The sequence below is a fragment of the Pseudomonas mohnii genome (assembly GCF_900105115.1).
Classification (GTDB): domain Bacteria; phylum Pseudomonadota; class Gammaproteobacteria; order Pseudomonadales; family Pseudomonadaceae; genus Aquipseudomonas; species Aquipseudomonas mohnii.
Map to the genome: position 1 here is coordinate 3,406,374 of NZ_FNRV01000001.1, position 12,688 is coordinate 3,419,061.

The window sequence follows — 12,688 nt, forward strand, 5'->3', positions numbered from 1 at the left end:
GAAATCGGGAATATGATGTTTTTAGTGGGTCATCAGAACTTCATCGATATGGTGAATTAACTTTCCGTCGTGAAAGATACTGACGCCGGTGACATAGGATTCGCCAGATACTTTATATTCGACAAGTTTGTCGGTCTCGACCTGTAAAGAAATCTGATTGGAAGTTTCAAGTTTCAAATCCAGGCTAAGGTCATAGGATTTGTCCTGTATCGGACTGAGTTCAAGCTTGGGTGTGATGCCCGTATGGGCAACGGTCACAGTGCCGAAGGTGCGGAAAGATTTGGCGCCAGGCATGCGATCGATTTGTGCGGTCCAGTTCTTGGTTTTAATGCTCATGATATAGAGTTCCTTTAATTAATTGTTGTTGCTTCCTGCGGAGTTAATATATCGAGCAAAGTTTGATTGCGGGTAATAAAATAAAGTTGTGTTTGTAAGGTTATGTATATTGTTTTTATTGTTCTGGCGAGTCGGGATGAACCATCACTTAGCCGGCTGAAGACCGTAGTGAGCGCGAAAAGGGGAGGCAAGGGGCTGCTTCAAGCATCAGGCAGGACTGCTACATGAAGCGCAGGCACGTGAAATCGAGGGATCTGGTTACGCATTGAGCAGGCAAAAAGCCGTTTCATGTAGTATAACTACAAGCTTGCTACATCCCCCGGCGCTTGCCCATAACAAAGAGTCCACCCCTTTGAATCTGCTGCAACACATCGCCCAGTCTCGCCACCTGTTACGCAAGTCGGAGCTCAAGGTCGCCGACCACGTGCTGCTTGATCCTGCGGCCGTGATGCACAGTTCCATGGCTGATCTGGCCCATAGCGTGGGCATCAGCGAGCCGACCATCGTGCGCTTTTGCCGCGCCATCGGTTGCTCCGGGTTCCAGGACCTGAAGCTGAAGCTGGCCCAGAGCCTGGCGGCTGGCGCGAGCTTCGGGCAGTTCGCGATCCACGAAGACGATTCGGTCGCTGATTACAGCCTGAAGATTTTCGACACCACGTTGCACACCTTGATGGAGGTTCGCGAGAAGCTCGATCCCCTGGAGTTGCAGCGAGCCGTGACGCTGATGTCACAGGCTCAGCGCGTGGAATTCTATGGTTTCGGCGCATCGGGTGCGGTCGCGGCGGATGCCCAGCACAAGTTCTTCCGTTTGCTGCTCACGGCTGCGGCCTATTCCGACCCTCACATGCAGGCAATGTCGGCGGTGACCCTGAAACCGACCGACGTGGCGATCTGTATTTCCCAGTCTGGACGTTCCAAGGATTTGCTGATCACCGCCAACCTGGTGCGTGAAAGCGGTGCGTCATTGATCACGCTTTGCCCGAGTCAGACGCCGTTGGCCGAACTGTCGACCGTCAACCTGGCGATCGATGTGCATGAAGACACCGAAATCTACACACCGCTTACCTCGCGTATTGCTCACCTGGTGGTGATCGATGTCCTGGCGATGGGGGTGGCCATGGCCCGTGGCCCGAGCCTGGTCAATCACCTCAAGAGCGTCAAGCGCAGCCTTCGCGGCTTGCGGTTATCGCCCAAGTCGGTGAAAGCACTGGACGAATGATTTCAAGGTTGGCGTGGACTTTGTGGCGAGGGAGCAAGCTCCCTCGCCACGGGTGCCGCGGCGACCGACAAATTTTCATCAGTCTGTAACTTCAGAGCCGCCAAAGCGTCATCCCCCGCGCCTATCTTGAAGCTCCCGTACTCGCCTTGGGAGACTCGAAATGGCCCTGCCTTACGAAGAACGCAACAGCGCTGTCAAAACCCGTCGCCAGCAAGAAGATCAGCGCCGCATGGAATTTCGCCGCGCCATCGAAGATCGCTGTGAACGCCGTCAGCTTCTGGCCGAGATTGGTGATTTTCCTGAAGATCCGGAACTCAACTTTTGGCAGGCTGCATCGACAGCTTCCCGTCGAAACGCTCAACCAGCGCGCTGATCTGTACGCGTTCGCTGCGAATGAACGCAAGGAATGCGTGAGCCACCGGTGACAGCCGTTTAGCCTTGGCCTGCACCAGGCACCAGCTGCGATACAGCGGCAGCTCCTCGACCGGTAACTCGATCAATCCGCCGGTCGCCAGTTCAAGGTTCAGGGCGTGGCGCGTCAACAGCGCCACGCCCAGACCCGCCAATACGCATTCACGCTGGGCTTCGGCTGACGAGACTTCCTGGGTCTGGTTGAAGTGCACGCGCTTCTCTTTGAAATACTCTTCGCAAGCCAGTCGCGTCCCGGAGCCGGACTCGCGCATCAGCAGTGTGTAGGGCTCAAGATCCTGCAATCGCAGCGGCCCCATGTGGCACAGCGGATGATCCGGCGGCGCCACGGCGACGATGGGATTGTTGAGGAACGGCAAGAACTCCAGGCCCATGTCCTGCGGCACCATCGACATGATCACCAGGTCGTCGCGGTTGTCCGACAGGCGTCGAATCACCTGTCCGCGGTTGACCACCGTCAGTTGTAGGTTCACTTCCGGGTGCTGGCGCTTGAAGGCGGCAAACAGGTGTGGAACGAAATACTTGGCGCTGGATTCCACCGCCAGCTTCAATTGCCCCTGCAGCGAGCCCTGCATGTCCGAGAGCTGCATGTCGAGGTTTTCCAGGCGCCCGAAAATGTCCCGGCTGGCGCGTTGAAGGGCTTCTGCCGCTTCCGTCATGTAGAGTTTCTTGCCGACGTAGTCGAACAAAGGTTGACCAATCAGTTCCTCAAGTTGCCGAATCTGTAGGCTAACGGCCGGTTGTGTGAGCGACATTTCGTCGGCTGCACGGCTGTAGGACCTCAGGTCACAGACTTCATTGAAAATCTGCAATTGACGCAATGTCATACGCATCAATGACTTACGCATTTTTTTGTCGCTCTCTTCGCCGGCAGATGTTTCAACTATAAGTCTTTACTTATGCATGACCCAATAATTATTCATTTTTGTTAATTCCTTGCGAGGGCTAGTGTGGGGCCGCGACCAGATTGAAACATTTGGTCACGCGTCGACCTGGTCTAGCAGGTCGTGGGTACCACCGGCTCATGGGAACCTCCAAGTGATAAAAAAGATCCTGATCGCCAACCGTGGTGAGATTGCCGTACGAATCGTGCGTGCTTGCGCCGAAATGGGCATTCGCTCGGTCGCGATCTATTCCGACGCCGACCGCCATGCCCTGCATGTGAAGCGTGCGGACGAAGCCCACAGCATCGGTGCCGAGCCGCTGGCCGGTTACCTGAACCCGCGCAAGCTGGTGAACCTGGCTGTGGAAACCGGTTGCGATGCGCTGCACCCCGGCTACGGATTCCTTTCGGAAAACGCCGAACTGGCGGACATCTGCGCCGAACGCGGGATCAAATTCATTGGTCCATCGGCTGAAGTCATTCGTCGCATGGGTGACAAGACCGAAGCGCGCCGCAGCATGATCAAGGCAGGCGTGCCGGTGACTCCAGGCACCGAAGGCAACGTGTCGGGCATCGAAGAGGCCCTGCTCGAGGGTGATCGTATCGGTTACCCGGTGATGCTCAAGGCCACTTCCGGTGGTGGCGGTCGCGGCATTCGTCGTTGCAACAGCCGCGAAGAACTCGAACAAGCCTTCCCACGCGTCATTTCCGAAGCCACCAAGGCTTTCGGTTCTGCGGAAGTGTTTCTGGAAAAGTGCATCGTCAACCCGAAACACATCGAAGCGCAGATTCTTGGCGACAGCTTTGGCAACGTGGTGCACCTGTTCGAGCGTGATTGCTCGATCCAGCGTCGCAACCAAAAGCTGATCGAGATCGCCCCGAGCCCGCAACTGACCCCTGAACAGCGCGCCTACATCGGCGACCTGTCGGTGCGTGCAGCCAAGGCTGTGGGTTACGAGAACGCCGGCACTGTGGAGTTCCTGCTCGCCGAGGGCGAGGTGTACTTCATGGAAATGAACACCCGGGTGCAGGTGGAACACACCATCACCGAAGAAATCACCGGCATCGACATTGTTCGCGAGCAGATCCGCATCGCCTCCGGGCTGCCGCTTTCGGTGAAGCAGGAAGATATCCAGCACCGTGGTTTCGCCCTGCAGTTCCGGATCAACGCCGAAGACCCAAAAAACAATTTCCTGCCGAGCTTCGGCAAGATCACTCGTTACTACGCTCCCGGCGGCCCGGGCGTGCGGACCGACACGGCGATCTACACCGGTTACACCATTCCGCCGTTCTACGATTCCATGTGCCTGAAACTGGTGGTGTGGGCGTTGACCTGGGAAGAAGCGCTGGACCGTGGCTTGCGTGCCCTCGACGACATGCGTCTGCAAGGGGTCAAGACCACCGCCGCGTACTACCAGGAAATCCTGCGTAACCCGGAATTCCGTAGCGGCCAGTTCAACACCAGCTTCGTTGAAAGCCACCCTGAACTGACCAACTACTCGATCAAGCGCAAACCCGAAGAGCTGGCCCTGGCCATCGCCGCCGCCATCGCCGCACACGCCGGTTTATGAATAAACAGCTGCAAGTTGTCAGCGGCAAGCTTCAAGTAAAAGCAGATTGGCTTTTTCTTGCAGCTTGTAGCTTGAAACTTGTCGCTATGAGGAGATACCAATGACTAAAAAGATCTTCGTTACCGACACCATCCTGCGCGACGCCCACCAATCGCTGCTCGCCACGCGCATGCGCACCGAAGACATGCTGCCGATCTGCGACAAGCTCGACAAAGTCGGCTACTGGTCGCTGGAGTGCTGGGGCGGCGCGACTTTCGACGCCTGCGTCCGCTTCCTCAAAGAAGACCCGTGGGAGCGTCTGCGTCAACTGCGCGCCGCGTTGCCTAACACCCGCCTGCAAATGCTCCTGCGCGGCCAGAACCTGTTGGGCTACCGCCACTACAGCGACGACGTGGTCAGGGCGTTCGTGGCCAAGGCGGCGGTCAATGGCATCGACGTATTCCGTATCTTCGACGCCATGAACGACGTGCGTAACCTGCGCGTAGCCATCGAAGCGGTGAAAGCCGCCGGCAAACACGCCCAGGGCACCATCGCCTACACCACCAGCCCGGTGCACACCATCGACGCGTTCGTGGCGCAAGCCAAGCAAATGGAAGCCATGGGCTGCGACTCGGTGGCGATCAAGGACATGGCCGGCCTGCTGACGCCGTACGCCACCGGCGAATTGGTCAAGGCCTTGAAATCCGAGCAGTCGCTGCCCGTATTCATTCACTCCCACGACACCGCGGGTCTGGCCGCGATGTGCCAGCTCAAGGCGATCGAAAACGGCGCCGACCACATCGACACCGCGATCTCCAGCTTCGCCTCTGGCACCAGCCACCCGGGCACCGAGTCGATGGTTGCCGCCCTGAAAGGCACCGAGTTCGACACCGGCCTGAATCTGGAACTGCTGCAAGAGATCGGCCTGTACTTCTACGCCGTGCGCAAGAAATACCACCAGTTCGAAAGCGAATTCACCGCCGTCGACACCCGTGTTCAAGTCAACCAGGTTCCGGGCGGGATGATTTCCAACCTGGCCAACCAGTTGAAAGAGCAGGGCGCTTTGAACCGTATGGGCGAAGTGCTGGCTGAAATCCCGCGCGTTCGCGAAGACCTCGGTTTCCCGCCGCTGGTGACCCCGACCTCGCAGATCGTTGGCACCCAGGCGTTCTTCAACGTGCTCGCCGGTGAGCGTTACAAGACCATCACCAACGAAGTGAAGCTCTATCTGCAAGGCGGTTACGGCAAGGCGCCGGGCACCGTGAACGAGCAACTGCGTCGCCAGGCCATCGGCAGCGAAGAGGTTATCGACGTTCGCCCGGCCGACCTGCTCAAGCCGGAAATGGCCAAACTGCGTGCCGACATCGGTGCCCTGGCCAAGTCTGAAGAGGATGTGCTGACCTTCGCCATGTTCCCGGACATTGGCCGCAAGTTCCTTGAAGAACGTGCCGCTGGCACCCTGACGCCGGAAGTGTTGTTGCCTATTCCAGAAGCCGGCGGCATGGCCTCGGCGGGCGGCGAAGGCGTACCGACCGAATTCGTCATTGACGTCCATGGCGAAACTTACCGCGTCGACATCACCGGCGTGGGCGTGAAGGCCGAAGGCAAGCGTCACTTCTACCTGTCCATCGATGGCATGCCGGAAGAAGTCGTGTTCGAGCCGCTCAACGAGTTCGTCAGCGGCGGCAGCAGCAAGCGCAAGCAAGCCACTGAGCCGGGACACGTCAGCACCACCATGCCGGGCAACATCGTCGACGTGTTGGTCAAGGAAGGCGACACCGTCAAGGCTGGCCAGGCTGTGCTGATCACCGAAGCGATGAAGATGGAAACCGAAGTCCAGGCCGCCATCGCCGGTAAGGTCACTGCCATTCACGTGGCCAAGGGTGACCGGGTGAATCCGGGCGAGATCCTGATCGAGATCGAAGGCTGATTTAACAGCCTCGATAAAACGCTTTAAACCTCGGGGGGGCATGTGCTCCCCTTTTTTTTGCGTTGTTGGCCGAGTCGTATTTATGAAGTCACCACACTTCAAGTGAACTCATCGGTTATGCAAATACGCCTTCCCGTAGTGCCGCTCCATTCTTGCCTGAATCAACTCCAATCCAATCGACATCAGCCAGTAAATCACCGCCGCAGTCGTCAGCATCTCAATGTACCGATAGCTCGACCGCCCATAGGATTGCGCCAAAAACATCACTTCCCAAACCCCCATCACCGAGATCAGCGACGAGTCCTTGAGCATGGAGATGAACTGGTTGGTGGTCGGCGGGATGATGGTGCGCATGGCTTGGGGCAGGGTGACGCGCCAGAAAATCACGGTTTCGCGCATGCCCAGGGCCAGTGATGCTTCCCGTTGGCCATGGGGAACGCCGAGGATGCCTGCGCGAAAGATTTCGCTCAGGTAGGCGCCGTAGTTCAGCGACAGGGCGATGATCCCGGCCGCGATGGCGCCCGGTACGACGCCCAGTTGAGGCAGGCCGAGGTAGATCAACAGAATCTGTATCAGCAAGGGTGTGCCGCGAAAGAACGAGGCGTAGAAACTGGCGATGCCGAACGCCACGGCGCTTTTCGACAGCCGCCCCAGGGCGGTGATGAAACCCAGCAGCGATGAGGCGACGATAGAGCACAGGCACAGAAACAACGTCAGCGCCGCACCTTGCAGGAAGCCGTTGGGCGCCAGGTGCAGGCCGACGAGGTTGGGCAGTTTGTCGAGGATGATTGAGAACTTCAGGTCGAAGCTCAGGAAGAAGCTGGTGAACAACCCGAGCATGGCCGCCCAGGTCAGGTACAGCCGCGTGCGGAAACTGAAGATCCGTTGCAGTCGTGACTCAGCCACCGGTTGCGGTGGCTGGAGAGGTTGCTGGAAAGAAGTCATTTACTGATATCGGCGCCGATCCATTTTTGCGAGAGCTTGCTCAATGTGCCGTCCTGTTTCAACTGGGCGAAGACTTCACGTACTTTGCTGTCCCACTGGGCGTCACCCTTTTCAATGGCGACCGAGTTCGGCTCCGAGTACAGCGGGTCGCCGGCCAGTTTGAAGCGCTTGTCTTCGTTCAGGCGCGGTTGGGCGGTCACCAGGTTAGTGAGAATCGCGTCCAGTCGAACCCCGGCCCCCAGGCCCAGGTCCTGGAAGGCGACGTTGTCGGTGTCATACGGGGCGATCTGCACGTCTTCGAACGGGTACTGCAATTGCGTGTCTTCGGCGCCTTCGATCACCAGGTTTTTGTTCAGGTAGCTTTCGTAGCTGGAGGCGCTGGTGAGGCCAACTTTCTTGCCGCTCAGGTCCTTGGCATTGTGAATGCGTTCATCCTTGGCGTTCACCACGATCACCGCCGGCGAGGCGTAGTACTCGACCGGGAAGTCGAAGACCTCGGCGCGGGCTTTGCTCGGGGTCATGGAGCAGATACAGATGTCGTAACGACCACTCCAGCGGCCAGCGGCAATCACATCCCAGGACGGGGTTTCGAGGCGCAGTTTCACACCCAGCTTCTCGGCCACGGCTTTAGCCACGTCGACGTCGAAACCGTCGAGTTGGTTCTGGTCGTTGAGGAACGAGAACGGTGGATAACTTTCCATCAACACGCCCACCAGTTCTTTCTTTTGTTCGATGCGATCCAGCGTGGCGCCGCCAAAGGCTTGGGTGGAGGCAGCCAGAATCGTCAGGCCCAGGGCCAGTAGCGGTTGGAATTTCACAGTCGATCCCTGATAAAAAAATGATTGTTATTAACCGATTGGTGCGTATTAAATAGTTATAACAACGACTCTGGTAGTGAGTTATTTTCATAAGCTTATGAGTGAATAGCATATGGGCGCAGCAAGCACAGTGATTCTGGATGGTGGCATGGGCCGCGAGTTGCAGCGCCGAGGGGCTCCATTCAGGCAGCCCGAATGGTCGGCGCTGGCCTTGAGCGAAGCACCGCAAGCGGTAGAGGCGGTGCACGCGGCTTATATCGAAAGCGGCGCGAATGTGATCACCAGCAACAGCTACGCGGTGGTGCCGTTCCATATCGGTGAAGAGCGTTTCGCCGCTGAAGGTCAGGCCCTCGCGGCATTGGCCGGTGAGCTGGCGCGGCGAGCAGTCGATGCGGCGGGCAAACCGGTGCGCGTGGCAGGTTCATTGCCTCCGCTGTTTGGTTCTTATCGTCCGGACCTGTTCGACGCCAAACGTGTCACTGAATTGCTGACGCCACTGGTGAAGGGGCTCGCGCCGCATGTTGACCTATGGCTGGCGGAAACCCAGAGCTCGATCGTTGAGGCGCGAGCGATACACGCCGGTCTGCCGAAGGACGGCAAGCCGTTCTGGCTGTCGTTTACCTTGAAGGATGAAGACGTCGACGAAGTTCCGCGTTTGCGTTCTGGCGAGCCAGTGGCCGAGGCGGCGGCAGTGGCGGTTGAGCTGGGCGTCGAGACGTTGCTGTTCAACTGCAGCCAGCCGGAAGTGATCGGCGCGGCGATTGATGCGGCGCGGGAAGCGTTTGAACGGTTGGGGGTGAACATTCAAATCGGTGCGTACGCCAATGCCTTCCCGCCGCAACCGAAAGAGGCGACGGCTAATGATGGGCTGGACCCGTTGCGCGACGATCTCGATCCGCCAGGTTACCTGCAATGGGCGGCGGATTGGCGCAAGCGTGGGGCGAGCCATTTGGGCGGGTGCTGCGGGATCGGGCCGGAGCATATTGCTGTGCTTGCCCAGAAACTGGCGTGAAGCCATTCGCGGGCGGGCTTGCTCCCACAAGGTTTGGACTGGCCACGATAATGTGACCATCGCAAGACCCTGCAGGAGCGAGGCTTGCCCGCGAAGGCGCCCGTCCAGGCACTAAAGATCTACCCGCGGCACTCTGCCAGGGTTTTCACCTGCCCCGATTCCGTCTGGTTCTCATCGCTCAACCAGCGCGCGAACCCGGCACCAATCGCCGGCCATTCCGAATCGAGGATCGAGTACCACGCGGTATCGCGGTTCTGTCCCTTGACCACCATGTGCTGGCGAAACACGCCTTCAAAACTGAATCCCAACCGCTCGGCCGCGTATTTGGAGCGGGCGTTGGCGTTGTTGCATTTCCATTCCAGGCGCCGGTAACCCAGGGCGAATGATTCCTTGGCCAACAGGTAAACCGCCTCGGTACTCTTTGGCGAGCGTTGCATCGGCGCGCCGAAGGTCACATGGCCGATTTCGATGCGACCCTGGGCCGGCACGATCGACATCAGGCTGAGAATGCCTTGAACCTCGCCTGTGGCTTTATCGATCACGCTGAAGAAGTACGGGTCGCTATTGGCCGCATGGTTGTTCAGCCAATCATTGAACGCGCTGCGCTGGGGGAAGGGACCGTAAGGCAAGTAGTCCCAGAGTTTGGGGTCGGCGCCCGGGCCTTGCAGGACTTCGAACAGACCGTCGCCGTGGCGCGCCGGGTCGAGTTTTTCCAGGCGGATGAAACGCCCTTCGATGAGTTGGACCGAGGGTGCCGGGACGCCTTTCCAGTCCGCGAGTGAAATCGACATGTTGTTCTCCTTGAACCTTAAATGGCTTTGCGAAACTGGATGAAACCGGGACGTTCGGCGATGCGCTCGTAGAGCTGGATCGCGGTGGCGTTGGTTTCGTGGGTCAGCCAATGCACCTTGCAGCAACCGTCGGCCTTGGCTGTGGTGTAGACGAATTCAATCAACTGGCGGCCCACGCCCGTGCCGCGGGTTTCTGGCACTACCAGCAAATCTTGCAGGTAGCAGGAATTTTCGATGCTCCAGTTTGAACGATGGTAGATGAAATGCACCATGCCCACGGCTTTGCCGTCGGCCCAGGCCAGAGCGGCGTGGGTCGGTTCGTTTGTGGCGAGGATGCGCTGCCCGGTGCTTTGGGTGACGGCATCCGGCAATTCGGTGTTGTAGAAGCGCAGGTAGGCCTGCCACAACGGCAACCACGCGGCGTGATCATCGGCGGTGACTGGGCGAATGTCGATTTGACTCATGGCGAATTCCTTAGCGCATCAATTGGGCAAGGGTTTGGTCGTTGACTTCGGGGCTGGCGGCCAGGCCTTCACGTACGCCGGCGATGTCGGCGGCGCTGCGGTTCTGGCTGAGCTTGCGCTTGCCTTCCAGACGGTCGATGGGAATGGCGAAACCGACGATGGCCTTGAGCATGCCGTCGATGTAATCGGCGGGGGCATCGGCCACTGACCACGGTTGAGTGCGGCCAGCTTCATGGCGGTCGGTGAGGGTGCTGACGATGTCCAGCAGCCGCCCGCCATCGCTGAACGTTTCGGCTCGGCCATAGGCGTGTACGGCGACGTAGTTCCAGGTTGGCACGACTTTGCCGTGTTCGGCCTTGCTCGGGTAGAAGCCGGGGCTGACGTAGGCGTCGGCACCGGCAAAAATCAGCAGGGCTTCGGCACCGTCGCGCAGGTCTTTCCACTGTGGGTTGGCTTTGGCCAGATGCCCGTACAACGTGCCGTTCGAGCCTTGTTCGCAATGCAGCAGCACCGGCACATGACTGGCTTGCAGACCGCTCTCGCCCTGGGTAACCAATATGGCGAGGCGGGTGGCGAGGATCAGTTCATGCAGTTGGGACAACTCGTCGATGGCAAAAGCGCGCGGCGTGTACATGGGGATATTTTCCTTGGCGAATGTCTGCATCCTAGGCAGGCTATTGGTCTGTTGTAAGAGCCATTAACGACCAATTTCATAGGTCCATTGCCATGACGGACGCGCCGCTTTCCTTGTCGTTCAATCCCGCTGGTATCGAACTCGACCGCCGCCAGGGGCTGAGCCGCCAGCTCTATCAGGCTTTGCGCCTTCGCGTCCTCGATGGGCGATTGGCCAGCGGTACGCGACTGCCGGCCAGTCGTGATCTGGCCGCAGCGTTGGCGATTTCCCGTAACAGCGTGGTGCGTGCCTACGATCAGCTCTATGCCGAAGGATTTATCGAAGGGCGCGTTGGTGACGGGACCTATGTGGCTCAGCTACCGCAAACCGCAATACCGGCAAAAAAACTATCCACAAAAGTATCCACAGGGTTGTCAACAGGCTTACCCACAGCCTTATCCACAAATTGGCTGGATTTACCTGTGGTTTCATCCAGCAAAGTTATCCACAGCGATGCGTTGGCGCGCGTTGAAAAGAACCATCTTGCGATGCCGCCGAGTGGTCCGCCGCGAGCATTTCGGGTCGGTGTTCCGGCGTTCGATCTGTTTCCCTTTGAGGTCTGGGCCAAGCTGAATGCGGCTTTCTGGCGTAAACCCGATCTGCAGCAGTTGTGTTACGGCGACCCGGCAGGCGATGCCCGATTACGCGGGTTGATTGCGGCCTACTTGCGCAGTTCGCGAGGCATGCAGTGCACGGCTGAGCAAATAGTGATCACCAGTGGTGCGCAGCAGGGGATCAGCCTTTGTGCACAGTTGCTGGTGGAGCCGGGTGACGGCGTGGCGATTGAAAATCCGGGGTATCGCGCGGCGGGCCATGCGTTTGCCGTCGCCGGTGCGCGGTTGCACGGGGTCGCCGTGGACAGCGAGGGCATCGACTGCGACGAGCTGGCCATGCTCAGTGACTGCCGGCTGACCTACGTCACGCCCTCGCATCAGTACCCGACAGGGGTGGTCATGAGCCTGGCGCGTCGTCTGGAGTTGCTGGCCTGGGCCGAGCGCACGCAGGGCTGGATCGTCGAGGATGATTACGATGGCGAGTACCGCTACAGCGGCGCACCGCTGGCTCCCTTGGCGGCATTGGACCGGCAAGGCCGGGTGCTTTACGTCGGCACGTTCGGCAAGGTGGCGTTCCCTGCCTTGCGTCTGGGGTATCTGGTATTGCCGACAGGGCTGGTGGATGCGTTTTCCCAGCGCCGTGCCGTTGATGTTCGCCATTCCGAAGTCAGCACCCAGGCGGTGATGGCCGAGTTCATGGCGGCGGGGCACTTCCAGCGACATATTCGCCGCATGCGCCGTGCGGCGTTGAGTCGGCGCAACACGCTGCTCAATGGTTGGCCGCTGGACATGCCCGGCGTCGGCCCGTTACCCACGGTTGCCGCCGGGCTGCACATGACCGTGCCGGTCGAGAGTGTGGCGCGCGAGCAGGAACTGATCGAATGGGCACGTGGTGTCGATGTCGAGATCAATGGCCTGAGCAGTTATTGGCTGCCGGACTCCGCCACCCCGATCGATCAGCGTGCCGGGCTGGTGCTGGGCTTTGCCGCGGTGCCCGAGAAATCGATCGAAGCGGCGCTGGCGCGATTACGCACGGTGTGGCGTGCCGGCTGAAGAGGGCGGCCAGTCGTGCCGCCCACGCGCA

At 59.1% G+C, this 12,688-nt stretch carries 13 protein-coding genes; 6 read left to right on the top strand and 7 right to left on the bottom strand.

The features are described 5' to 3' along the window. Window positions 1-21: 21 nt before the first annotated feature. Entirely contained in the window at window positions 22-336 is a 315-nt protein-coding gene (locus tag BLV61_RS15750; RefSeq protein WP_047535272.1) for a hypothetical protein, read from the bottom strand. A gap of 352 nt (window positions 337-688) precedes the next feature. On the opposite strand from BLV61_RS15750, the gene hexR reads away from it, so the two are divergent. Continuing rightward, window positions 689-1,555 carry a transcriptional regulator HexR gene (gene hexR / locus BLV61_RS15755; RefSeq protein WP_047535270.1) on the top strand — a complete coding sequence of 289 codons (867 nt, stop codon included), beginning with the start codon at window positions 689-691 and terminating at the stop codon, window positions 1,553-1,555. 160 nt (window positions 1,556-1,715) lie between these two features. Beyond that, complete coding sequence (locus BLV61_RS15760; RefSeq protein ID WP_081997966.1) at window positions 1,716-1,928, top strand: PA3496 family putative envelope integrity protein; 213 nt, start codon at window positions 1,716-1,718, stop codon at window positions 1,926-1,928. Here the strand turns inward: BLV61_RS15760 and BLV61_RS15765 are convergent. Then, window positions 1,870-2,832 (bottom strand): LysR family transcriptional regulator, encoded by a 963-nt coding sequence (locus BLV61_RS15765; RefSeq protein WP_047535268.1) that lies wholly within the window; start codon window positions 2,830-2,832, stop codon window positions 1,870-1,872. The two genes, BLV61_RS15760 and BLV61_RS15765, sit on opposite strands and share 59 nt — an antisense overlap. A gap of 190 nt (window positions 2,833-3,022) precedes the next feature. Between BLV61_RS15765 and BLV61_RS15770 the strand changes: the two genes are divergently transcribed. Together BLV61_RS15770 and oadA are read left to right on the top strand one after the other, a co-directional pair. Continuing rightward, window positions 3,023-4,438: an acetyl-CoA carboxylase biotin carboxylase subunit gene (locus BLV61_RS15770; RefSeq protein WP_047535265.1), complete on the top strand. Its 1,416-nt coding sequence runs from the start codon at window positions 3,023-3,025 to the stop codon at window positions 4,436-4,438. A gap of 100 nt (window positions 4,439-4,538) precedes the next feature. Next, entirely contained in the window at window positions 4,539-6,347 is a 1,809-nt protein-coding gene (gene oadA / locus BLV61_RS15775; protein WP_047535262.1) for a sodium-extruding oxaloacetate decarboxylase subunit alpha, read from the top strand. Window positions 6,348-6,455: 108 nt separating this feature from the next. Here the strand turns inward: oadA and BLV61_RS15780 are convergent, their stop codons facing one another. Then, window positions 6,456-7,292 (bottom strand): amino acid ABC transporter permease, encoded by an 837-nt coding sequence (locus BLV61_RS15780; RefSeq protein WP_090466314.1) that lies wholly within the window; start codon window positions 7,290-7,292, stop codon window positions 6,456-6,458. Next, window positions 7,289-8,110, bottom strand: coding sequence for an ABC transporter substrate-binding protein (locus tag BLV61_RS15785; protein WP_047535257.1), 822 nt, complete (start codon window positions 8,108-8,110; stop codon window positions 7,289-7,291). The genes BLV61_RS15780 and BLV61_RS15785 overlap by 4 nt, the downstream gene beginning before the upstream one ends. A gap of 112 nt (window positions 8,111-8,222) precedes the next feature. Between BLV61_RS15785 and BLV61_RS15790 the strand changes: the two genes are divergently transcribed. Next, a complete protein-coding gene (locus BLV61_RS15790; protein ID WP_090466316.1) occupies window positions 8,223-9,122 on the top strand; it encodes a homocysteine S-methyltransferase family protein in 900 nt (299 codons plus the stop codon). Between the two features lie 119 nt (window positions 9,123-9,241). On the opposite strand, the gene BLV61_RS15795 is transcribed toward BLV61_RS15790, so the two are convergent. From BLV61_RS15795 to BLV61_RS15805, 3 genes are read right to left on the bottom strand one after another with little or no spacing between them, the layout of a single operon-like run. Next, window positions 9,242-9,913, bottom strand: a complete 672-nt coding sequence (locus tag BLV61_RS15795) for a GNAT family N-acetyltransferase (protein ID WP_047535252.1) — start codon at window positions 9,911-9,913, stop codon at window positions 9,242-9,244. A 17-nt stretch (window positions 9,914-9,930) separates the two neighbouring features. Next, window positions 9,931-10,377: a GNAT family N-acetyltransferase gene (locus BLV61_RS15800; RefSeq protein ID WP_090466319.1), complete on the bottom strand. Its 447-nt coding sequence runs from the start codon at window positions 10,375-10,377 to the stop codon at window positions 9,931-9,933. Between the two features lie 10 nt (window positions 10,378-10,387). After that, window positions 10,388-11,011 (bottom strand): FMN-binding negative transcriptional regulator, encoded by a 624-nt coding sequence (locus BLV61_RS15805; protein ID WP_047535246.1) that lies wholly within the window; start codon window positions 11,009-11,011, stop codon window positions 10,388-10,390. Window positions 11,012-11,103: 92 nt separating this feature from the next. Between BLV61_RS15805 and pdxR the strand changes: the two genes are divergently transcribed. Next, the gene (pdxR, locus tag BLV61_RS15810; RefSeq protein ID WP_090466321.1) at window positions 11,104-12,657 is read left to right on the top strand and encodes a MocR-like pyridoxine biosynthesis transcription factor PdxR; all 1,554 of its coding nucleotides are present in this window, start codon (window positions 11,104-11,106) and stop codon (window positions 12,655-12,657) included. Window positions 12,658-12,688 lie beyond the last annotated feature (31 nt).